Origin of the sequence: Maribacter algicola, assembly GCF_003933245.1 — a bacterium.
Classification (GTDB): domain Bacteria; phylum Bacteroidota; class Bacteroidia; order Flavobacteriales; family Flavobacteriaceae; genus Maribacter; species Maribacter algicola.
On record NZ_QUSX01000001.1, the window covers coordinates 716,769 to 740,240 of the forward strand.

Genomic DNA, 23,472 nt, shown 5'->3' on the forward strand with positions numbered 1-23,472 from the left:
TAAAAAAAATTATCTGTTTGCGACTATATGGGTTAATATAAAAGCGAGTTTTGTTAACTAAAACTAACAAACTCCTACTTCAGGTACAACATTATTTCTAATAATGGATTTGTTATGCTGATAGTAAGCGCAAACAAAAAAGCCGAGACATAAATCTCGGCTTTTCCCTTGTACTCGAGGTGGGAAAATCAACTTCATACCATATGAAACCATATTGATACAAATTCTTGTAAATCAATATTTTAAAATGTTAAAAATTTGTTTCTCTTTACCTTTTACACCTATTTTTAGATGAAAACCGTCACTTTTATGTCTGTACATTTAATAAGTAGGAAGCTAAAATCTGGAGAACAAAGTTTGTATTGAGATTACATCACAATTGAGAATGATGGCGAGAATTTCTCAAAATACGATTATCGCCAAAAGATGCTGACAGATTTGAAAAGAATAGATTGGCCGACAAAATAAGAGCAAATCGGGAGTTAGAAATTCTATCAGACAAAACAGGTCATGTTACCCAACATCTTAAAAACCAAAATTTCAATTTATTCGCTGAACACTACATCAAAACACATAAGTTTAAAGACATACGAATTGTGGCCAGTGCTGTTGAAAAATTTAAACTTACAATAGACAACCCAAGGTTGAAAATTTCGAAGATTAACCCAACTATAATGGAAACTTTCAAAGACTATTTGTTACATGATGCGGGACTTGCTGGAGAAACGGCTCATAATTACTTTATACGATTCAAAAAAGTACTCAAATCAGCTAAAATTCAAGGATACTTGAAATTTATGCCTACGGATGATATCCAGTTTTCGAATCCAAATAAAGATGATTCCTTAAGGAAACAAGTTCTAGATGCAGAAGAATTGTGAATTCTTGCCAAAACACGCTGCGGTAATCCGGAAGTAAAAAAAGCCTTTTTATTCGCCTGTTATACTTCCTTGGGCTTCGCAGAAATATGAGAGTTAACTTAGGCAAATATCAATAAATGTCGTTTGATTACACATCGCAAAAAGGCAGGTGAACTCATCAACGACTGTCTAAACACTACTGCATTATCTATACTTGGTACCCCTCAACGGAAAGACGAATTTGTATTCGATGTACAAAATTTCAGTATAAATCGCCTCAACAAGACAATTAACTATTGGGTACAACGTGAGGAAATTAATAAACATATAACCTTCCATTGTGCTAAACATACTTTTGCCTGTTTACTTCTCTTGTATGGTGCAAACTTAAAGACCGTGGCTGATGCTATGGGACATAGCTCCACTAAAGCACCCTAAAAAATTTGAACTTAATCAATAAGCTACAAGATGAGGCCATTGATAACCTTCCAGCTTTAGAAATTGCTTAATCTTTGGTAAGGTCGGGCTTCGTGACGATATAATAGACAGATGGATTTTTCAGACTTTAATCTGTCATTGGAGGTATCTAACATAACTATTAACCTAGTGTAGAAACACATTCTAACTTGCGATTAAATTATTTCAGCTTTTTTTTAATGACGTGATCGTTTCTTAGTCCGCCCCATCCATTCTAGCGACATTAATGGTATATTGTGCCACATTTCTTCCCTGGTCCGTTCCTACGGTAGCATCGAAAGTCCAATGGATTCCTCCATATACCCTGGAGATTGCGGCTTCTTCGGCCCATCCTCGAACAAGACCCGCCTTTTCTGGAAAAATATAGGCCAACACTTCTGAGGCGGCAGCTGAAAACACACTATGCCCAGAGGTGTAACTCGGGAAATTAGGAGTACCCGCAATGGTCCTAAAACCAGGAATTGTTTGAATGGGTCTCGGATAATGGTAGTAATATTTAGCGTCCCAGCAACTTATGCCAGCATCCATAATCGCCATGTTCATGTAGGCCATGGTGCGTGCGCTGCGTAATGGGTTCATTTTGCTTTCCACTATAAATTCGTTCGCAAATCGGTTCCAATGCCCGGGTGGCGTATAGGTGCCCAGACCATCCTGCCAAAAATTTGCGATAGCCCTATATTCATCGGTCATGTTATCGGCATAATTTTTTAATATTTCAACGTCATCACGATACTCTTGGGAATCAAGAGATGGGGGAGGTATGGGACGTACACTTTCAACATCATCAATACTCCACATTTTGACTTTTCCAAACAACGGTGTCAATCCTACCGGCCTTACGGGAAGTTCAAGGTTTTCCCACTGCCAACCGAATCTTTCAAAGGCAGCGGCCTTAATGGAGTCCGAAACGGATTTTGGTGCTTGGGCATTTTTCATGCCGTCGTTTGCCGCTCTTTCCAAGGCTATTTCCGATACCGTATTGGCAATGATGACCCCGGCATCAATATCGCTTTGTACATTACTTCCGGACAATAAAAGACTTTCCAAATGTTCTTTTTCCATCTTCTCCAGATATGCGACCTCCAATGGGAACATTGTCGAAAGTATATTTTTTGAGATACGTGCCAATACAGCGCCATCGGAAGGGTAAGAGGGAATGTCGTTGGGTTCATAGGCATAACTTATGGATGCGTCATTTTGATAAGGTGCCCGTCTGTTGTATTCATATTTGTAATGCCATGCGGATATCAGGCCATCGAACTGCGCTACCGAAAGATAGGCCAGTGCCCTACTGGCATAAGGTGGATGTGAAAACGGAAATCCGGGAGGACCATCCGGTGTATTGGGATTAGGTAGTGTATAGGTATCATCATCATTAGGTCCTGGAATCAGGTTGTACTTTGCAATCAGTTCCAATGCAATTTCGTTCCATCTTACCACGGCATTGTTGGTCCAGTATTCTATGGATTTGCGTTGATTGTCATTGATGTTATCCATTTTAGATTTTATATCGGCTATCTCGGCCAAATAAGCGGTCGATGTGGTTGTTTCTGGAGGTGCAATATCGACAGCGGTAGCCCCATCCAATAAAATGGAAACCCAATTCCCTCCATTTTCATCATTGTTAGCGTAGGCGTAACTTTTGAACTCTGTATAGCGGGGAATGTCCTTCTCACAGGAATTGGCTAGAATCAACACCATAATTGCCCCGAAGAATATATATTTAGTTTTCATCCTCTATTTCTTTTTTGTCCATTAAGTAATTGAATTGATAGGTAATCCCAAATCCTGTATTCGCCATTTTTCCTGTGTTTCGCCCATTGACCACCCGGCTATGGTAGGCTACAAGTCCCAGACCATTAATCGAAGGAATGTAATACTGTAAAAAGGCCCCGATCCTCTCAAATTGCACTTTGTTTGTAGGTTGGGCGGCATTATAATCCCTTACATCATCGCCACTTGTGGATTTGATGGCCGAATAGCTTAATTCCGCCCTCAACGAATAGTTTAGGAACCATTTGCCAAAAATTCCTTCATAGTTCCATGCACTGGGAACATCCATGGTCGATGAATAATAACTACCATTGTTGTAGTAATAGTCCCGTTCAGCCTCTGTATAACCTCGCCATAGATAACCGCCCATACCTCGTACATAAAAACCGTTGTTCCAATCATATTGTGCAATACCTCGCAGGGAAAACTCCGGTGCCCCGAAACCTAAACTATAGGGCATATAATCGGAAAGATAGTTGGTGGCCGGGGTCGAGAATCCAACGGTTGACAATAGGCTCAATTTTCCTTTTCCCAATTGCTTTTCCAAAGCCCTATACTTTAGTGCCGCCATAAAATCCTGGAAACCATTGGCACCTTCAAACCTACCACCATTGGGTTCGGAAGATTCCGTTTTTACATAAGGTAGACCTATATATAGATTTAAGTCGCCAAAGATGCTGATAGCTGCCATGGGCAAGAAGGTGTTCCTATGTACCGTGGCAATGGTCTCATTACCTCTTAAATAATCCCCTTCCCAATAACGGTCGAACTGGCCCATGTCATAACTAAGTAACACACATGCATTTCTTGATGGCATCATCAATGCATCCGTAGGTGTTTGGGATAACAGATCGGAATGGGTAAAAAGACTCAATAAGGTGAGCGTGAGTTGTAGAAAAAACCGTCTTGGGTTAAAATCCTTGTAAATGGATTTCTTCCCAAAACTGGGCCTAGAATTATTTTCCATATTATTTAGTTGGTTTATACAAGTTTAGCGATAGTAGGATTTGTGATATGGTCTGTTAGGAAGGGCCAACAAAATTGCTTCACTATTGTTTGCGAAGATAGATATGGAATCAATCCCTAAGGATTAACGAAAAATTAAGGTGAATTAAGAATTGCTAAAGATGGATTAAGAGAACAATTCAGATATTAATTCAGAATTAATAGTTGGAAAACATGGGCCTTGGAATAAAATCGTGGTTCGCTATTTAAAGAATATTTACCGATTGGATAATTTCTACAAAAAAGCCTCTTGAATATCATGAGGCTTTTCTTGTAGGGAAACTAGACACGAACAAATGAGTTCAAGGATTTTCAACAAAAGAGAAATCAAAAACCCTAGCAATTTAGACTTATGGTTGGATGTCAATGGCGAACGCCTACAACATTCATCCACATCAGATTTTATTTTCAATGTCCAAGAAGTGGTTTCCTATATAAGTCAGTTCATGACCCTTTTGCCAGGAGATGTCATTTCAACAGGGACGCCTTTCGTTGTTGGCCTTGGTTTTGACCCATCCAGATACCTCTCGCCCGACGATACTATGGAACTTGGCATTGAAGGTTTGGGATCTTCCAAACAAACTTGTGTCGCTTGCAAAAAATAGAGGGAATTTCTACATCTTTTGATTACTGATAGTAATTTGATTCCAGCAATTTGATGGATTGACCTTTGCTTAACTACTTATAAAATCCCGTGCTGATTATTGATTTACCAATGCAGAAATCATCTTTTTCAATTGCCGCGAAACGGTTGGTCTTACATGTACCATACCAATTCAGATAAAGACTAAAAGTCCAAAAATTTGAATATCGGCCCGCCACTCACAGGGACCGTTTCGATTTACTATTGAAGGTTAAATTCAGGTAGGTACAGGATGCTATTTCAAGGCTTTCCTATTATCATTGAGATAAATAACATTATTGAATTACAAGAGGCAAAAGAAATCCGGATAATGGATATAAGAGCCAATTTTCAATTTCTTATGATGATTTAATATGCATACAAGTGTAATTGAAAGTTCTTAGACCAAAGTTTACTTTGAAAACTAGTTTCATATTATTTTAAAGTTCGGATTTCCTGTAAGTTTCACTTACCAAACCATAGCAGGTTTGTGGTTTCATAGATTCGAATTATACAAAAGTACACAGTGAACAACCTGTCCGAAATAAAATTCTGATAAGCCAACCAAAAGCAATTAATTATGTCGTTCTCTATAGGGGTTATACTTGTTACATTGGGAGGAATCCTGGAAGGATTGTTTTCCATTCCAGTGACCAAGGTGAAATCTTGGCAGTTTGAGAATATATGGGGCATTGGTTCTCTTTTTGCGCTCCTTTTACTGCCCTGGCCTTTAGCCTCTTTATATGTTGAAGACCTATCCCAATTATATTCCTCAATACCCAACACAGTCTTAATAGGAATTATTTTAAGTGGTGTTGCATGGGGAATCGGTGGAATATACTGGGGAAGGGCCATAGCCGCAATGGGCATGGCCCTTGGAGTTTCAATTCTAATGGGTCTCATCAATATTTTTGGCTCCATTGTACCATTGTCCGTCTTTGAGCCTTCGCAACTCGCAACGAAGGGAGGTTATATTCTAATTATCGCGGTCACAACTATGATTCTCGGGGTAGTCATCATGTCGGTGGCGGCTAAGCAAAAAGAGACTGTCCTAATATCCAAAGACAAAAGTACAAATACATCTCATGTTAAAGGGAGCTTTAAGTCAGGTATCCTTTTTTGTATTATATCCGGTATCCTTTCTGCCGGTGTCAACTTTGCCTTTATTTTTGGTGCACCCATCACCGATGAGGCCATAGCTATGCAAGTACCCGAATATGCAACGAGTTTTGCCCTATGGAGTTTGGTCTTTACAGCCAACTTTTTCATTAATACCGTTTATGGTTTTTATATGATGGTTAAAAAAGGAACACTCAAGAATTTGAAAAAAGGAAGCCTTACCATAGAATGGCTTGGTGCCCTTTTTATGGGATTGGCTTGGCCAGGAGGAATAATTATTTATGGAATAGGCGCAAACGCAATGGGAGATTATGGTGCTTATGCAGGCTTTCCTATGATGATACTCGCTTCAATTTTAACGGGTAATTTAGCAGGAGCTTTAGGAGGTGAATGGAAAAACTCAGGATCAAAACCTCGTCGCATAATGCTTTATGGTGTTTTGACCCTGTGCGTCGCTTTCATCCTATTGGGCTACTCCACTTATGTTATGAACGGCTAGTTGTTTTGTATGGAAAATTTATCAGTTGTTGATGCACATATTCACCTTTGGGATTTACAAAAGCTGAACTATCCATGGTTAATGAATTTCCCGAAAATAAACCGAAGCTTTTCCTTGTCTGATTATTATGAGGCATCATGTGGAGTTCATGTTGAAAAAATGGTTTTTGTACAAGCTGAGTGCAAGCCCTCACAATTTATGGATGAGATAAAATGGGTGCAGGCACTTGCCGATGAAGACAAAAAACTATCCGGTATTGTTCCATGGGCCCCACTCCACACCGGAAGCGTTGTGGCAAAGACGTTGGAAGCATTTAAAAAAGATAAACGAATAAAAGGGGTTAGACAGTTAATTGAACCAGAGAGAGACATCAATTTTTGTATTCAACCCAAATTCGTGGAAGCTGTACAACTTTTGGGGGATTACGGTCTTCACTTCGAACTTACCATTGGCCCAAAACATTTCCCTGCTGTGCTAAAACTCGTTGAAAAGTGCCCTGACACAAGATTTATTTTAGACCATATAGGCAATCCCAACATTCAGGAAAAACAGATGGAACCTTGGAAAAGCCATCTTAATAGTTTTGCCAATTCTGGACCTCATTATTGTAAATTTTCAAATCTGGTATGCAATGCCGATTTAGAAAATTGGAACATCGAAGACCTAAGGCCCTATACAGAAGCCGTAATGGATGCTTTTGGTCCCGAACGGCTTATTTGGGGAAGCGATTGGCCGCATGCCCTTCGTGCTTCGTCTTGGTCAAAATGGTTCAAAACGGCAACTACCCTAACCAACGGGCTCTCCCAAGAAAATCATTTAGCTATTTTTAAAAATAATGCTATTCATTTTTATAATTTATAATCCTCTGAGAAATGGAGAACAAATCCAATACAGATAAACATAGTTTTTATTCAAATCGTTTTAAAAATAAGGTAGCTATCATCACAGGTGGGGCATCTGGACTGGGACGTGCAATTTCAGAAGAGTTTTGTAAGGAAGGTGGCAAAGTCTTATTTACAGACATAGATGCTGCCGGAAAGAACGTACAGGAAGAAAATCAAAAAAGGGGATATCAGACAACTTTCCTAAAAGGTGATATGGGAGATGAAAAATTTTGTGAGGAAGCTGTGCTGGAAACCTTCAAAAGATACGGAAACATAAATTATTTGGTCAATAACGCCTTTTCGTTTACCGCTACAGGAATAAATGCAAAAACCGAAGATTGGATGCGCAGTTTTACAGTAGGGCCCTTGGCCTATGCCCGTATGGCAAAAGCGGTACATCCATTTATGAAAAAGTCAGGTGGTGGGGCAATTGTAAACATTTCTAGTATTTCCGCCCATATCGCACAAAAGGATAGATGGACGTACAATACATCAAAGGGAGCAGTGAACCAACTTACTAAATGCCAAGCATTGGATTTGGCAAATGATAATATTCGAGTGAACAGTGTAGACCCGGGGTGGATATGGACCCAAGAAACCGATAAAGCAGCCGACATAGATGGGGGTGGGCGTAAAAAATGGGACCCCATCTGGGGACGATTTCATATGCTAAAACGAATGGGATTGCCCATTGAAGTAGCAAGACCAGTTCTCTTCTTATTGAGCAACGATGCCTCTTTTATAACCGGTACCAATATAATGGTAGATGGAGGATACCTTTCCATGGGGCCTGAAGGTCTTGGCGAATATACGATCAATGCAGGCTCTCAGTAAATACATATTTGAACAAACAGCATGAAAGATAGATTCATAGAAGAAATCACAAAAAAAATTGGTGCTGAAAAAGTGCTTGTTGGATCAGAATTAAAGGATAGATTCTGTCACATTTGGGAAACGGAAAAACCTTTGATGGCCAAAGCGGTCTTCTTTCCAACTACTACAAGAGATGTATCGGATATCCTATCCATTTGCCACAAATACCATCAGCCCACGGTTGTTCATGGTGGTCTAACCAATCTGGTAGGTAGTACGGAGGTATCAAAAGACGAAGTGGTGATTGCCATGGAGCGAATGAACCAAATTGAGGAATTAGATCCGTCAAGTAGAACTATTAGCGTTCAAGCTGGTGTGATCTTGGAAAATATCCACCTCGCTGTTGAAAAAGAAAATTTACTCTTTCCAATGACTTTTGGAGCAAAAGGGTCGGCCCAAATAGGAGGTGTAATCTCAACGAATGCGGGTGGACTTCGGGTTTTTAAGTATGGAATGACGAGAAATTTGATTTTGGGCCTTGAAGCAGTCTTGGCAGATGGCACTATCGTTTCTTCCATGAAAAAAATCATCAAGGACAACTCAGGATATGATCTTAAACAATTGTTCATCGGTTCGGAAGGCACCTTAGGGGTTGTAACCAAGGCAGTTTTAAGGTTACAGGAAAAACCCAGAAGCAGAAATAGTGCCTTTGTAGGCATTAACGACTATAGGAATGTAGTTGCCTTTTTAAAATTTATGGATATGGAGCTTGGAGGAATCCTAAGCGGGTATGAGCTTTTATGGGAAGTTAATTTTAAGGAGATGACCTCATCCAGCACAAACATTCCCAAGCCCCTGCCCTATGGCTATACATATTATGTTCTTTTGGAAACTTTAGGGAGTGACCATTCCAAAGATGAGCAGCTATTGGAAGAACTCTTGGGAGAAGCACTATCCCAAGAATTGATTGATGATGCCACATTGGCCCAGTCATCACAACATCTTGACTTTTTTTGGAGAATACGCGAAGATGTAGATGTTCTCGTCGAAAAATGCAACCATGTACAGAATTTTGATGTAAGCCTTCCCATTAAGGACATCGGAAATTACGTGGATCAGGTCTTTGATGCATTTGAAAATCTGCCTGAAGTAGAAATCTACTTCGCACATGGGCATGTCGCCGATGGCAATATTCATTTTCTTGTCGGAAAATCCAATGGAACTACCGAACTAACCAAAAAAGTCAATGATATTGTATATGGTCCTTTAAAACAACTTAAAGGTTCCGTTTCAGCTGAGCATGGTATAGGAGTGCACAAAAAAGAGTATTTGCAACTCAGTAGGTCTACCGAAGAAATTGAATTGATGCGCTTATTGAAAGTTTCCCTAGATCCTAGAGGAATATTGAACTGCGGGAAAATTATTGATGCTTAGCCTATCTAACGAAAAATAGGTCTACTTACTCACTTTTTAAAGATAGGACAGTTCTAAACCCTAAATGTTCCATGCCCGAATCTGGACTTGTGGCCATTCTGGCAAATATTCTATAACTGGCACAATACGATGCGCTACATAGAAAGGACCCTCCCTTTATGACCTTCTCTTGAAGGTATGGATTATTTGGATTGTACGCTTAGGAAGCTCCTACAGGATTTCTGGCCACACCGTTTCCATTCGCCAACTCCTTGTAGTAATCTATGTTAAACCAGTCGCTGGTCCATTCCCAAACATTTCCTGCCATATCATAAAGTCCAAATCCGTTTTTTGGATAGCTCATCACAGGAGCTGTTCTTTCAAAACCATCATCCAGTGAATTGTTCAACGGAAATTCACCATCCCAAGTATTGGCGTGCTTACTCAACACGCCTATTTCATCTCCCCAGAAAAATTGGGCATCCTCCAAAGATATGCACCACTGGATGGTTCTCCCTCCCTTCTATGGTACTGTTGGGTCCGTAATGATGTTTCCAATTGGCTCCAATTTTCCATTCCCACCATTGGGAATAATCATCAAGATTGGGAACGCTCGACTATGTTTTCTTGAAAACCAACGAACCAGGCTGTAAAATGGAATCATGGGGCTTGGGTGTCCCTTGGGGAAGTTGCTTTTTTATTTCCTCCCAATCAATTTGCCTTTCAGCTACGGTAACATACCCCGTTTCTTCAACAAACTGGGAAAATTGGGCATTGGTAACCTCATGGGTATCGATAAAAAACCCATCAACAGCCACCTTATGCCTTGGTTTTTCGTGTGCCATGGCTAGTTTATCAAATTCGACTGCACCTTAATCAAAGCTGCCACCGGGTATCCATACCATCCCTTCCGGTATTGACTTAATATGATTTGGCATATCCACAATAATCTTATCCTATACTACTTTTTGAAGAGCTCCGCTCTGTTTTTTATCTTTTTTTATATTGTAGCAACCCAGAACAAAAAACGAAACAAAAAACAACACAAAGGCAGCATTGGCCCAATAAGATTTTAATGTCTGAACGTTATTGTTTTCCATACTTTAAATCAAACAATTATATGTTTGTAAGTCTAGTATGTTGTTCTATGCTGCTTTTAAAATTCAACATCCCTCTGGAAATTTGTCGATGAAGTTTTCCACGCGGTCCACAAGCTTTTTTGAACCACAGATCAATGGTGAGCGCTGGTGCAGTTCTTTTGGAAGGATTTCCAAAATCCTGTTCTTGCCATCAACTGCCTTGCCCCCGGCCTGTTCTGTGATAAATGCGATGGGATTGGCTTCATAAAGCAACCGTAATTTTCCATTGGGTGATAATGAACCTTGGGGGTATAAATAAATACCACCCAAGAGCATATTTCTATGGATATCCGCCACCAAAGAACCCGTATACCGCGCGGTTAAGGGCGTATTCTGTAAATTATCGGTTAGTTGCGCCCACTTGATAAACTTTTTTATTCCTTTAGGAAAATGTTCATAATTTCCCTCATTTACAGAATATATCTCAGCAGTATCAGGAAATTTTATATTAGGATGTGAAAGAAAAAATGATCCCACACCCGGATTAAAAGTGAATCCATTTACACCATTACCAACAGTGTATACCAATATAGTGGATGAACCATAAATAAGATATCCTGCCGCAATCTGGTTAATCCCTGGCTGTAAAAAGTCCTCAAGGGTCACAGGGCTTCCAACAGGCGATATTCTTCGGTATATGCTAAAAATGGTTCCAACGGTAACGTTTACATCGATATTGGAAGACCCGTCCAAAGGATCAATCAGCACCACGTATTTGGAATCCAGATTTATGGTTTCATCAAAAGAGATAAAACTTTCCATCTCTTCAGAGGCCAAACCACAGATTTCGCCCCTGTTTCTTAGTGTGTCTACAAAAACATCGTTCGCAATAATATCAAGTTTCGCCTGAATCTCACCTTGAACATTTTCTTTATCTAATTTACCAATGATATTGGCAAGTCCCGCCTTATTTATTTTCTCATTGACAACTTTTCCCGCCAGTTTAATGGAACTCAACAGCGCAGTGAGTTCTCCTTTGGCATAGGCAAAATCTTTTTGGTTCTCAACAATATACTCTCCAAGTGTAATTGGCCTTTCCATCTAAGAACCATTTTCAACAGTATACCCTCTTTGGAGCCTCTTGCTGAACACTAAAAACAGTATACCACACAAAATCCATGCAGGAAGGGTTACAAATGAAAGGAATACATCAAAATACAGGGAAATAAAATAGAAGACACCAAAACTTATGGCCCAAGACCAAAATACGGCTTTATTGAACCCAATACGTTCTTTGGCCGCATAGTCTTCAACAAGAGCAAAACGCTTTGCGAAGAAATGCTCAAATACAATGATGGCTCCAAACGGGGCCAAAATGAATCCATATAAAGCCACAAAGCCCAATAATTTCATGGCAAAGGCAGGAAATAGGCCCGCTACTGTCGCAATCATCCCAGCAATGAAAGTTACCTTGGCCGTGCTCAATTTTGGCATTATGGCCTGAAATGCAAGTCCAGCTCGGTAGATTGTGGGGTTGGCCGTGGTCCATCCTGCAAGGATGACCACTATGATTCCAAAAATACCGATTGCGTTATGGGCCAAAGGTCCGGGAGCCACTGGTGGTGCTTCTCCATTGCCTAAAAAAGTCTGTGCCTCTGGAGATTTTAGGTAAACGGCATACAGCAAAGCTGCTGCAATCCATGCCATGTAGTGTCCTACATACATCCCTGCAGCCGTGGTCCATCCGCTGGATTCATGCTTGGCATAGCGAAAAACCGATAAATCTGACATGCCCACGTGCATGGCCGCATTGGCAAACCACGACCAAATTACCACATGCCAGAATCCAAACTTAAGCTGACCAGGAAAGGGATCGGTTCCCTCGCCCCAAATATTCCAAAAATCTTCGAGGCTGCCAACGTTTAATTGTGAAAGGGCCACAATTCCACAGGCAATAAAACCTGTTACGATGATGGGCGACATCCAATTGGCTGCTTTTGACACTGTTTCATACCCCCTTGCCGCAATAATGGAAATTACCAATCCTATCAGTAGCACAATAATGACCCAGGTTAAACTATTGGGCACGGTATCCGTCAGCTTTGGCATTTCCATATCAAAGGGAACACCCACTGCTGTGGCCGAAACAGTAACCATGGCACCTGCTAAAAAGCAAAACAAGAATCCATTGGCCAGATTGTAAAACGTGACCAACTTTTTACCAGCTATTCTTTCCAACTGATAGTAGAGTGTCAATCTTCTTTTCACAGCAATGTGGGCCGTAAGAAAACGCCAGCTTAGCACGGCTAAAAGATTTCCCATCAATAGCCCTATGATCAAATCGAAAGCGCTTACGCCCGCCGTTAAGAACAATGGGCCTATCATGAATTCTGTGCCAGCGGCATGCTCCCCGGCATACATGCCCAAAAAGCTTTTCCAGCTTTTTAATTTTGATTTTGGTACCGGTTCTCTCTCAAATTCACCTGAAGCGGAATTCTCCTGCTCATTTTCAATATTGTGCTTGGTCATTTCAAATTGGTTATTTAATTAGATGATTTGGCAAGTCTTCGATTTTTTTACAACATAGCTGATCCATGACTTGACCCAACTGTCTTTTGAACATGGCAATGGCATGATTGCCGCCCCTATTGCCCAAAGCACCGACACTGTACATAAAGGACCTGCCCATAAAGATGAAATCAGCGCCACTTGCCAAACTTCTGGCAATATCTGGTCCGGATTGTATACCGCTATCCATCATTATGGTCAATTGGTCTTTATATTTTTCAGCAATTCGGCTCAAGGGCGCAATAGTGGATTCCGCCGCATCCAATTGCCTGCCTCCATGATTTGATACAATAATCCCGTCAAACCCCATATCTATGGCATCTTTTGTGTCTTCTTCCGAAGCCACACCTTTCAACACCAGTTTTCCTTTCCATTTATCCCTTATGGGCATTATTTTCTCACGGTTCAATTTTCCTGAAAAGGTCTTGTCCATGAACAATCCCAACTGTTTTAAGTTCAATCCCTCCGGTGTGTAGGGTTTGAGTGTTTCAAACGTAGGTTGGCCATAGCGCAATGTTTTGATGGCCCACTCGGGCTTGCCCAGAATCTGTAAAATATTTTTAACCGACATTTTTGGAGGAAGCGCAAGACCATTCTTAATGTCCCGGGGGCGATATCCAAAGGTGGGCACATCGCACAATAACACCAAAACGGGGCACCCTGCACTTTCGGCCCTACCAATAATATCATTTCTTACATGATCATCCACAGGGTTGTACAACTGAAACCAAGCTTTGCCCTCCGTCAGTTCACTTGCCCTTTCTATGCTCATAGTGGTGACCGTGCTCAAAATAAAGGGAATATTGTGCTCAAAAGCTGCCTTGGCCAAAATTTCCGGTGAATTGGGCCACATCAACCCTTGAAGGCCAACTGGCGATATACCGAAGGGAGCATCATATTCAATTCCAAAAAGTGAGGTTTTCAACGAACTTTCACCATAATTTCGAAGGTATCTGGGTTGAAGTTTTACGTCCCGTATATCTTTAGTGTTTCTTACGATATTGATGTCTTCATTGCACCCACCATCAAGATACTCAAATGCAAAACCGGGTACCCTTTCCTTGGAACGCAGTCGTAAGTCTTGTGTGGATGGATATCTACTATCTATTTGTGCTACAAGGTTCATTTTATAACGAATGGAACGTGTTTTTTTAGTGCGTAGTTCTTGCTAAGAAATTTTGAATTCAGTTTCTTGTCAGAAACTGCTATTGCAGCCCCTATTGATGAGCCCAATGCCGAATCAGTGGTCATTACCTGTGAATTTCTCAAATAGTGGGCCAACAACTTTACATAAATATCATTATCAGTGAAACCACCATCAATATAAAGATTGTTTACAACCCTATCATCCATGACCCTCTTGATGATTTTCACCTGTATCATGGTAAGCTCGATCATTAAATGATGGTAAGCGTGTTCAAACGTATTATATGGAATATAAGTTTTATCGGGCATGTTCTCGTCCGAAAAGCTTTGCCATCTAAAAAGATGCATAAAATCTTTGTTGATTTCAAAAAAGGTGTCGAAATCGAACTCCACCTTTTTGTGCCTATCCTTTTCTACTCCATAATGTTTGTTTAGAAAATCAATCTGTAGCTTGTATTCATTCCCCAGAAATATTCTTGAGGCCTTAACCGGCTTACCATTGATGCGCATATAATTAATACAATCATTTTTGATGTCCTGTTCGGATAGATTTCCGTTGATAAATGGATTGAATGCGATGCTCCAGGTACCTGTTGACACCAATACAAACTTTTCTTTTGCACCCCTTATGTATGGCAGAAGTGCTGCGGAACTATCGTGTATGCCCACCCCGACCTTTATTCGATTACCGTTGTAGTTCATGTTTATACTGGTTTCCGAAGGTACCAATGGCGCCAATATTTTGTGGAAACCTTCTTTATACACCCAATCATGATAGTCCTTCTTTTGGTAATTCCATAGCAGGGTATGAGAACCCAAACTGGTATATTCAGAAACTGGAACACCAGTAAATACATAACTAATGTATTGGGGAAGGTGCAATGAAGTCTTAATTCTTTTGAAGATTTCAGGCTTATAGTGTTTAAGCCAATACAACTGCATTCCCGAATTCAATAAACCTGCATCGTCTGAACCTGTCAAGGCCAACAGTTGCTCTTTTGGCCCGTATCTGGCAAAAAAACTTTTGGTGACCTCTTCTGGTATAGGCTTGGTATAGTTGTACATGGGCAACAAAGGATTACCATGTTCATCTAAATGTACCAAACTGGCACCATACGTTGAAAAATTAAGTGCTTGCACATCATAGGTGTTCAAGTTGATGGTGTTTTCAAAAACACTCTTTAGCCAAACTTGAAGCTCCTCTATATCTTCGCAAGGATGGTTTTCTTCGTCAACCTTATTTTTAAACTGGCGGTATTCCCGATGCACTTCCTCATAATTCTCATCAAAAAGGAAGAATTTTTTATTTGTTTTACCAATATCAAAGACCGCGGTTACTTTTTTCTTGCCCATTCAATCATAATCCTGTTGCAACCGTGTGTTTTCCACGCTCTGCGATTAATTTATTTCTTACTTCCATTGCCCTGTAGATCTTCAAGGGGTTTACAGCTCCGCCTAAGTCGACCCGTGCTTTTGCAAGCAAGGGCCTCACATCCGTCCTGAAGGCATCTTGCAGAATTTCTTGGCACTGGACCACATCACCCTTGGACTGCGCTTCTAAAAGACTTTCTTGGTCAATTAGCATAGCTTTGGCATAGGATTCCTGTATAGCCTCTAATGATTGTAGCAAATCTTCCAAAGGATCCTTTATATTATGGCTTGCATCGATCATCCACGCCAATTCCGGATTTTGTTTGTTTCTTTCCATTCCATTGACCAATTCGTTGAAAATTAAAAACAAGCTATAGGGTTTTATGCTTCCTACGGTAAGGTCGTCATCCCCATATTTGCTATCATTGAAATGAAATCCGCCCAGTTTGCCCTTGAGCATCAAGGTGGCCACAATTTGTTCAATGTTCGTGTTTGGCAAATGGTGCCCCAAGTCCACAAGGGTATAGGCCCTCTCACCACAGGCATTGGCCAACATAAATGAGGTGCCCCAATCCTGAATAACGGTACTGTAGAAATTGGGTTCGTAGGGTTTGTATTCAATGAACAGCTTCCAATCATCCGGCATATGACCATAGATTTTCTTTAAACTGTCCTCAGTATTGAGAAGGGAGCTCTGAAAATCTCTCTGCCCAGGAAAGTTGGTTCCATCCGCCAACCAAACAGTCAAGCTTTTAGATCCCAATTTTTTACCTATATCTACAACATCGTTGTTATGCTGAACTGCCATTTGCCTCACTTCTTTATCCATACTGCTGAGTGAACCATGGCGATAACTCAACTGGGCATTGGATTGATCTTGAAAGGTGTTTGAATTTACGGCATCGAAGAATATCCCGTGTTCTTTTGCTTTCTCTTTTATTGCAGCATAGTCGTTAGGTATGTCCCAGGGTATGTGCAACGAAACAGCTCCCGCCGTTTTTGTGAGTGCGTGCAGAATTCCGATATCATCAATCTTTTCTTCCAAACTGGTAGGCTCCCCAAAGAACCCAAATCTACCAAAACGGGTACCTCCTGCCCCTAAGGCCCAACTTGGTATGGCCACTTGAAAGTCTTGTAGCCTTTGAAGTAATCTTTGTATATTAACTCCTTTTTTAGTGAGTTTTTCCGCTAATCTGGAAAAATCATCTTCAAGGTCTTGAATTTGCTTATTATTTTGTTCTTGAAGTATATCCTTTCTAATTTCCATATTTCCTTATCAAATATGTTAGGAAATCCATGGGCCGCTGTTAAACGGCCTCATAGACTTCACAAACTAACTCAAACCAACTCTAATTAACTGTAACTTAATTTTTCCTATCGAACAAAGGCGTTGGCCATGCCTCCATCAACATTGATAATATTACCAGTGGACTTATCTAGCAAACCTACAAGCGCAAATACACCATTTGCTATATCCTCCGGATAAATAATCTCGTTCAATAAATTTCTTTTGGCATAATGGGCCGGTAGTTCTTCCACGGTTATACCATAGGCTTTTGCCCTACCTTCTGCCCAGTCACCTTCCCAGATTTTACTGCCCACAATCACGCCATCAGGATTAACCGTATTGACTCTAATCTTGTCTGATGCGAGTTCGGATGCCAATAGGCGCACCATATGCTGTTGGGCTGCCTTGGCGGTACCATAACCCACATTATTTGGGCCAGCTACCAATCCGTTTTTACTGGCAATTGATATAAAATCTCCGCCTTGTGCTTGTTTTCTCATAATTTCCACACCCTGCTTTGCCAATTCAAATTGACCTTTCACCAAAACATCTTGTAAAATATCCCAATCCGCCTCGGATGTCTCCGCCAATGGCTTGGATATGGCCAGGCCTGCGCTATGGACAACAATATCCACACCTCCAAACTCAAGACATGCTTTTTTGTAAGCGTTTTGTATGGAATCCATTTTAGTTACGTCGCAGACTTCATAGGCGGCTGTATCTTTTTTATAGGTCTGGACGGCTTCTTGCAATCTATTCTCGGCCACATCGGTCAAGACAACATTTGCCCCTTCTTCAGCCAATTTATCGGCAATGGCTTTTCCAATACCGCCCCCTGCTCCCGTGACCAAGGCAACTTTCCTTGACAATGGTTTTTCTTTAGGCATTCGCTGGAGTTTTGCCTCTTCCAACAACCAGTACTCAATATCAAAAGCTTCCTGCCTTGGAAGTGAGGTATAAGCCGAAATGGCTTCGGCCCCCCGCATTACATTAATAGCGTTAATGTAGAATTCACTTGCCACCCGTGTTGTCTGCTTGTTTTTGGCAAAGCTGAACATACCAACACCGGGATACAAAATAATCACTGGGTTTGGATCTCTCATTGCGGGGCTATTGTCCCTTTTGCACGAATTGTAATACGCTTCATACTCTTTCCTATATTGCTCAAAAGCAGGCTTTAGCTTTTTTAATGTCTTTTCCGAATCAGTAATATCCTCATTAGGGCTCAAGTTCAAAACCAAGGGCTGAATCTTTGTTCTTAGAAAATGGTCAGGACATGAGGTGCCCATAGGTGCAAGGCGCTCTAAATCATGGCTGTTGATATATTCCAAGACTGTATCCGAATCATTGAAATGACCTATCATTCTGCTTTCTGATGAACAAAGCCCCCTTAATAATGGCATCAACTGCGCCGCTTTTTCTTTACGCTCATCACTTTGCAGCGATTTTACTGTTGCTCCGCCAAACACACTCCCCTTCTCTTTAACTTTTTTGGCAATGTATTCCGAGGCCATTTCGATTACTTCAAGGCTATTAATATAACATTCATAAGAGGTGTCCCCCCAAGTGAAAAGCCCATGGCTACCCAAGACAATGCCGCGAATTCCAGGGTTTTCTTCCAAACATTTTTCCAATTGCAGACCTAAATCAAACCCTGGTCTTTGCCATGGTACCCAGCCCATGGTATCACCCCAGATTTCTTTGGTAACCTTCTTGCTGTCTTTTGCGGCAGCTACGGCAATCAGTGCATCTGGGTGCAAATGGTCAATATGCTTGAACGGTAACAGACCGTGTAATGGTGTATCTATTGACGGGGCCCGGCTGTCTAGATCATATATGCAATGATTGAAGAGGCCGACCATACGATCTTCGTCTTCAAGCCCTTGGTACACATTTTTCAACCTTCTAAGTCTTTCCGTATAGAGACCTGCAATTCCACTCTTGTCCAAAGTCCCTATATCACCTCCAGAACCTTTAATCCACATCACCTCAACTTCTTCATTTGTCAACGGATCTTTTTCTGTTGTTTTACAGCTTGTGTTGCCACCGCCATAATTGGTAATTCTTAAATCTGATCCCAATATGTTGGATCTGTATAAAAAAAGTGCAACTTGATCATCACCAAATGCACCTGCTTTTTTATTGTCCCAAAGGTAGTTTACGTATTTAAAAGCTTTAGGTTTAGTGCTCATCTTGTAATTTTTGTTATTTATTCAGCTAACATACTCAAAGATTAAATAGTCGGTATCCTGTACTGTACCGTGGTACTATATTTTTTCCTGTTTCTGTTTTATTTCGCATCTTTGAACACTATTACTTCCGTAAAATTTGAATTCATGCTCAACCAAATAAAGATAAATCCTAAATCACGTAAACCAAAATATCTGCAGATAGTTGACAGTATAATCGAAAACATAGCTTCTGATAATTTTAAAATTGATCAAAAGCTTCCTTCAATAAATAACTTGAGTGAGGAATTTTACTTGTCCAGGGATACTGTGGAAAAAGCATATAATATTTTGAAGGAGCAAAAAGTAATTGTATCAATCAAAGGAAAGGGATATTTTGTTAACCGGACGCCCCTAATTGCAAAAACCAACATCCTGTTTTTAATAAATAAGCTGAGTAACTATAAAATGAAGGTTTACAATTCATTTGTAGCTCATGCCGGTGCCAAGGCTTATGTTGACCTTCAGGTCTACCATTGCGACGAAGGGCTCTTTCTGAACCTTTTGAATAAAAATTTTGGCGCCTACGACTATTACGTAGTAATGCCCCATTTTAAAACCGATAGCCTAAACCACGTAAGTACAACACCAGATGTTGAAAAAGCGTTAGCCAAGATATCTAAAGACAAATTAGTGCTCCTTGATAATAACAAAGGACCTTCAGAGGACATTTTTTTGCAGATTTACCAAGACTTTCAAGAAGATATCTATAACGCTTTGAACGATGGTATTGAAAAAATCCTGGGATACAACAAATTGGTATTGGTCTATCCAGAAAAGTCAGTATATCCATATCCAAAAAGAATTTTACACGGTTTTAGAAAGTTTTGTGTGCAGCATCATCTAGATTTTGAAATTTACGATGAGATATACGATGAAATGATACTAAAAAAGGGGGACCTTTTTATTGTTATTGAAGAAAACGATTTGGTTAACCTTCTAAAAAGAATCCGAGAAAAAGACTTGGTTTTAGGCAAAGAAATTGGTGTAATATCCTATAATGAAACTCCGTTAAAGGAATTATTGGGCATCACCGTAATATCGACCAATTTTGTTAAAATGGGGCAACACGCGGCAGAAGGGATTCTAAATAAAAAAGGAGGGAATTTTAAAAATGAATTCAATTTCATAGATAGGAATTCCATATAACCCCTAATCTTTTAAAAACTTCGCCCTTAAGTCCTTAATCTCATTTTCTTTGATTGGGTTAACAACGCCAAGTGCTTTACTATCGATAATAGACTTTGCACTGAATTCTGCCACTTCCAAGCGGTCAAAAGCTTCCAAAAGATTTGACCCTGTAACAAGAATGGAATTGTTTTGAAAAAGCCCTATTGGCGTATGCTTGCCCAGAACCTTAACGGCATCACCCCCTCTTTTTAATGGTTCGCCATAAGGAAGCAGAGGTATGTCTTCCAATAGGACATAGGATTCTGGAATGGTCCTTGTATCCATTTTTGAATGTGTAATGGCAAAGGCCATTGCGTTGGGTGACTGTGTAGAAATTATACAGTTAATATTCTTATGATTTTTGTAGATTTCCTGGTGCATCGGTGTTGCCCTACTGGCTTCTTTTTGTGCCTCTTTTGTTTCTTTATCTATAAACACCAAATCTTCAGGAACTATTTCCCTTCTGTTGAAATTTGTAGGATTGATTAAAAAAGCCGTCTTGGTCAACCTGCATGAAATAGTACCGAATGAACTGACCATAAGTCCTTGCCTGCATGCCCGCTGTATAATATTTGCCATTTCATGGCGAAGTAACAGTTCTTCTTCCGAAGGATTGTGTTCTGGAATGGCTCCAAAACCATTCTTTAAAGCTTCAAATGCGCCCAATTGCGTATTACTAAGAGTTTTACTCTCACCTAGCATCTTAGAACGTATCAATGTTTTTGCGCAAAACTCCAGGGTCTCAAATCGCATGAAAGCCTCTGAAAGGGTACTTCCTCCGATCACTATACCATGGTTTTCCATGATGACCGAATTGAAACCTTTTTGAAATTCTTCAGCTATACTCTGGCCCAAAGCTTCACTACCTGGCAAGCGGTAAGGTGCAAAACCTACCGAACCACAAAGTTGCTTTGCTTGCGGAATGATTGTGGTATCTGGAATTTGTCCTACTATGCTAAAAGCAACACATGCAGGAGGATGCGCATGAATAATTGCCTTAATATCAGGTCTTTTATTGTATATTGCCGCATGAAATGGAAATTCAGATGAAGGTTTGTGCCTACCTTCATAATCGCCATTAGTATTTACTTTAACGATGTCCTTTCTGGATAGTGAACCCTTGTCCACTCCAGCAGGAGTGATCCAAACAACATTATCTTCTCCCTTGATGGATATATTGCCACCTGATGTGGTAGTCAGTCTTGATTTATAGATTTGCTCCAATGCATTTGCAATTAAAATGCTTGGATGTGTACTGGAAACTTTCATATGAATTTTCTGCTAAAGTTTAAAGGGACTCTAAGTCAACCTTGATAAATCTATTTTTACTCATTTCCGGAACAAGCAAAATGCCTCTTTTTGGATCAATGCCCAAATCCGCCATTTGCACAAATCCGGTCAAAACTTCGTTAACTTTTCCTGTATTTGATATTTTTAAAAGCCTTCCGCCAACCCAATCTGTTGCATAATAAAAACCTTTGTACTTGACCACACCGTCAAAATTGGCAATTGGCAAACCTTTCCCTACAGCCAAAATCTCTTTTGTTTTTAAATTTACTGTCTTCAGAGTACCCTTTCGACTCGTTTCAAAAGTAGCCTCATTGGTCATTGGACCCCACGTGGCCACAATGAGGTCATTACCATCCACCCACAAGCCATTGGGACATTCCAATTCCTCATTTTGTAGAAAAATTTCCACATTCCCTTTATTGTCTATTCTATAGATACTGTTTTCATACGTATCAGACACGTAAATATTTCCGTCAGGGGTGGCTGCGACATCATTGGCAAAACGGGATCCAGGAAGCGGTATTTTTTTTACAATTTTGCCGTCTTCAATGTGTATTTTTACCAATACCCCTCTGTCGGCAACATACAAATGTCCATCATGTGAAGACATGCCAGTGGGCGCATCCAAATCTTCTACCCATCTATTTTTTAAAACATTTCCATTTTCATCGAGACGGGTAATCCAACCATAGCCATCTTTTTCAATAGTAACCTTTTCACCACCCAAGTTTGATATAAACCAGGATTTTGACACCGCGTCCCAATAGGCGTTTTCTGGAGTATCCAAAATCTGGTCCAAATCATTGTTAAATTTGGTATATGTTGCTTCTACCATATCTTTCCACTTGAACATGGAACGTGACAAATGGTCTTTTGGCTCTTCCTCAATCCCAAAAGTGTGTAGTATAGTCTTACCCTTAAATCCAATTTTCTGAAGTACGGAAACAAATTTATCCACCTCAAAATCCCCTTTATCCAGTGGCTGTATGGCATCGGACCAGTCTGCCTTGTCGTTTTCCCGCATGGTCACATCTGTTCCTGAGATTGAAGCAAACTTTACGTACGGAGCTGTTTTAATGGCCACATCCAACAACCTATTTCCATTTCCCGCACGCATTTCATGGCACAAGTGAAGCGTTGTATATAGGTTATTGGAATTCAAGGCTTCAATGTACTTTAAAGATTCCTCGGCAGATTCAATAAAGGTGTTATCATGGGGATAGAGCACAATATCCTTTCCAAGGTTTTTAGCCTCAGTGGTCATCTCCTTTAATAGTGTAATCACTTTTTGATCTGTGGCATTTGGCTCAAGTATAATGACCCACAATGAAGCGTTTTTAGGCAAGGCATTCAATGTCTTTTTCCATAGCTCCCCTTCACTTTCATAATCTTGGCTAAAGTCAAAAGGAAAATAGACTATTGGGATTGATAATTTACCCGATGAAAATTCAGGTGAACCTAGATATTCCTGCAGCTTTTGTCTTTGCCCATCATTTTTAACCGCGAAGGTAACACCCTTGTAACCCAAATCAGCGAACAATTTTGACCGTTCAGGCACTGACATTCCATCCATTTCAAAATCGAATGCATACAACGATTTCTCTATTCCTTGGGCATTGGACAATATTACAGACAGGATAGCTAATGCAACAAATATGTTTTTTCCTTTTATCATTTTTATTTAGTTTTTAAAATAATGTTAATACCACTTCCTCTCACTACCATTTTCACCGGAGTTATTTACATGGTTTTTGAGTTCAGTACCCCAATCCGTCAAGGATTTTCTCATAGTCTTGGACATTTCAAGATATTTCTGGATCAATTTTTTTTCATGTTCTGAAGTAGAAACATCGAACAGATTCTCCAT

General features: G+C 40.2%; 20 protein-coding genes and 2 pseudogenes. 8 read left to right on the forward strand and 14 right to left on the reverse strand.

Features of this window, described 5'->3' with window-relative positions; genetic code table 11:
• The first annotated feature begins 452 nt into the window (after positions 1–452).
• Together DZC72_RS03030 and DZC72_RS18090 are read left to right on the forward strand one after the other, a co-directional pair.
• Positions 453–881 (forward strand): phage integrase SAM-like domain-containing protein, encoded by a 429-nt coding sequence (locus tag DZC72_RS03030; RefSeq protein ID WP_165869254.1) that lies wholly within the window; start codon positions 453–455, stop codon positions 879–881.
• Between the two features lie 123 nt (positions 882–1,004).
• Positions 1,005–1,298, forward strand: coding sequence for a tyrosine-type recombinase/integrase (locus tag DZC72_RS18090; RefSeq protein ID WP_165869255.1), 294 nt, complete (start codon positions 1,005–1,007; stop codon positions 1,296–1,298).
• 234 nt (positions 1,299–1,532) lie between these two features.
• Here the strand turns inward: DZC72_RS18090 and DZC72_RS03040 are convergent, their stop codons facing one another.
• The gene (locus DZC72_RS03040) at positions 1,533–3,071 is read right to left on the reverse strand and encodes a phosphatase PAP2 family protein (RefSeq protein WP_125221417.1); all 1,539 of its coding nucleotides are present in this window, start codon (positions 3,069–3,071) and stop codon (positions 1,533–1,535) included.
• A complete protein-coding gene (locus DZC72_RS03045) occupies positions 3,061–4,077 on the reverse strand; it encodes a transporter (RefSeq protein ID WP_207891699.1) in 1,017 nt (338 codons plus the stop codon). The genes DZC72_RS03040 and DZC72_RS03045 overlap by 11 nt, the downstream gene beginning before the upstream one ends.
• 346 nt (positions 4,078–4,423) lie before the next feature.
• Here DZC72_RS03045 and DZC72_RS03050 point away from each other — a divergent pair.
• From DZC72_RS03050 to DZC72_RS03070, 5 genes and pseudogenes are all read left to right on the forward strand, one after another.
• Positions 4,424–4,720, forward strand: a pseudogene (locus DZC72_RS03050) (fumarylacetoacetate hydrolase family protein); the annotation flags it as partial.
• A 597-nt stretch (positions 4,721–5,317) separates the two neighbouring features.
• Positions 5,318–6,355 carry an L-rhamnose/proton symporter RhaT gene (locus DZC72_RS03055; RefSeq protein ID WP_125221419.1) on the forward strand — a complete coding sequence of 346 codons (1,038 nt, stop codon included), beginning with the start codon at positions 5,318–5,320 and terminating at the stop codon, positions 6,353–6,355.
• Between the two features lie 9 nt (positions 6,356–6,364).
• Positions 6,365–7,216 carry an amidohydrolase family protein gene (locus DZC72_RS03060; RefSeq protein WP_125221420.1) on the forward strand — a complete coding sequence of 284 codons (852 nt, stop codon included), beginning with the start codon at positions 6,365–6,367 and terminating at the stop codon, positions 7,214–7,216.
• 11 nt (positions 7,217–7,227) lie between these two features.
• Positions 7,228–8,073, forward strand: coding sequence for an SDR family oxidoreductase (locus DZC72_RS03065; protein WP_125221421.1), 846 nt, complete (start codon positions 7,228–7,230; stop codon positions 8,071–8,073).
• Between the two features lie 21 nt (positions 8,074–8,094).
• Positions 8,095–9,486 carry an FAD-binding oxidoreductase gene (locus DZC72_RS03070; protein ID WP_125221422.1) on the forward strand — a complete coding sequence of 464 codons (1,392 nt, stop codon included), beginning with the start codon at positions 8,095–8,097 and terminating at the stop codon, positions 9,484–9,486.
• Positions 9,487–9,511: 25 nt separating this feature from the next.
• Here the strand turns inward: DZC72_RS03070 and DZC72_RS17910 are convergent.
• The 9 genes and pseudogenes from DZC72_RS17910 to DZC72_RS03105 form a co-directional block, all read right to left on the reverse strand.
• Positions 9,512–9,916 (reverse strand): annotated as a pseudogene (locus tag DZC72_RS17910) (formylglycine-generating enzyme family protein).
• Between the two features lie 2 nt (positions 9,917–9,918).
• A complete protein-coding gene (locus DZC72_RS17915; protein WP_243641632.1) occupies positions 9,919–10,041 on the reverse strand; it encodes a hypothetical protein in 123 nt (40 codons plus the stop codon).
• 41 nt (positions 10,042–10,082) lie between these two features.
• On the reverse strand, positions 10,083–10,310 hold the full coding sequence (locus DZC72_RS17920; RefSeq protein ID WP_243641633.1) for an SUMF1/EgtB/PvdO family nonheme iron enzyme: 228 nt from the start codon (positions 10,308–10,310) through the stop codon (positions 10,083–10,085).
• 318 nt (positions 10,311–10,628) lie between these two features.
• A complete protein-coding gene (fbp, locus tag DZC72_RS03080) occupies positions 10,629–11,645 on the reverse strand; it encodes a class 1 fructose-bisphosphatase (protein WP_125221423.1) in 1,017 nt (338 codons plus the stop codon).
• The gene (locus DZC72_RS03085) at positions 11,646–13,073 is read right to left on the reverse strand and encodes a purine-cytosine permease family protein (protein WP_125221424.1); all 1,428 of its coding nucleotides are present in this window, start codon (positions 13,071–13,073) and stop codon (positions 11,646–11,648) included.
• Positions 13,074–13,083: 10 nt separating this feature from the next.
• On the reverse strand, positions 13,084–14,238 hold the full coding sequence (locus tag DZC72_RS03090) for an alpha-hydroxy acid oxidase (RefSeq protein ID WP_125221425.1): 1,155 nt from the start codon (positions 14,236–14,238) through the stop codon (positions 13,084–13,086).
• Positions 14,235–15,611: an FGGY-family carbohydrate kinase gene (locus DZC72_RS03095; RefSeq protein ID WP_125221426.1), complete on the reverse strand. Its 1,377-nt coding sequence runs from the start codon at positions 15,609–15,611 to the stop codon at positions 14,235–14,237. Before DZC72_RS03095 ends, DZC72_RS03090 begins: the two co-directional genes overlap by 4 nt.
• A gap of 4 nt (positions 15,612–15,615) precedes the next feature.
• Positions 15,616–16,896, reverse strand: a complete 1,281-nt coding sequence (locus DZC72_RS03100) for a sugar isomerase (protein WP_125221427.1) — start codon at positions 16,894–16,896, stop codon at positions 15,616–15,618.
• Positions 16,897–17,003: 107 nt separating this feature from the next.
• A complete protein-coding gene (locus DZC72_RS03105; protein ID WP_125221428.1) occupies positions 17,004–19,109 on the reverse strand; it encodes a bifunctional aldolase/short-chain dehydrogenase in 2,106 nt (701 codons plus the stop codon).
• 144 nt (positions 19,110–19,253) lie between these two features.
• On the opposite strand from DZC72_RS03105, the gene DZC72_RS03110 reads away from it, so the two are divergent.
• A complete protein-coding gene (locus tag DZC72_RS03110) occupies positions 19,254–20,294 on the forward strand; it encodes a GntR family transcriptional regulator (protein WP_125221429.1) in 1,041 nt (346 codons plus the stop codon).
• A 3-nt stretch (positions 20,295–20,297) separates the two neighbouring features.
• Here DZC72_RS03110 and DZC72_RS03115 read toward each other — a convergent pair whose 3' ends face one another.
• The 3 genes from DZC72_RS03115 to DZC72_RS17685 are packed head-to-tail and all read right to left on the reverse strand — an operon-like array spanning position 20,298 to position 23,472.
• On the reverse strand, positions 20,298–21,584 hold the full coding sequence (locus tag DZC72_RS03115) for a class II aldolase/adducin family protein (RefSeq protein WP_125221430.1): 1,287 nt from the start codon (positions 21,582–21,584) through the stop codon (positions 20,298–20,300).
• Positions 21,585–21,603: 19 nt separating this feature from the next.
• Positions 21,604–23,280, reverse strand: a complete 1,677-nt coding sequence (locus DZC72_RS03120) for a TIM barrel protein (protein ID WP_125221431.1) — start codon at positions 23,278–23,280, stop codon at positions 21,604–21,606.
• A 24-nt stretch (positions 23,281–23,304) separates the two neighbouring features.
• Entirely contained in the window at positions 23,305–23,472 is a 168-nt protein-coding gene (locus DZC72_RS17685; RefSeq protein WP_165869256.1) for a hypothetical protein, read from the reverse strand.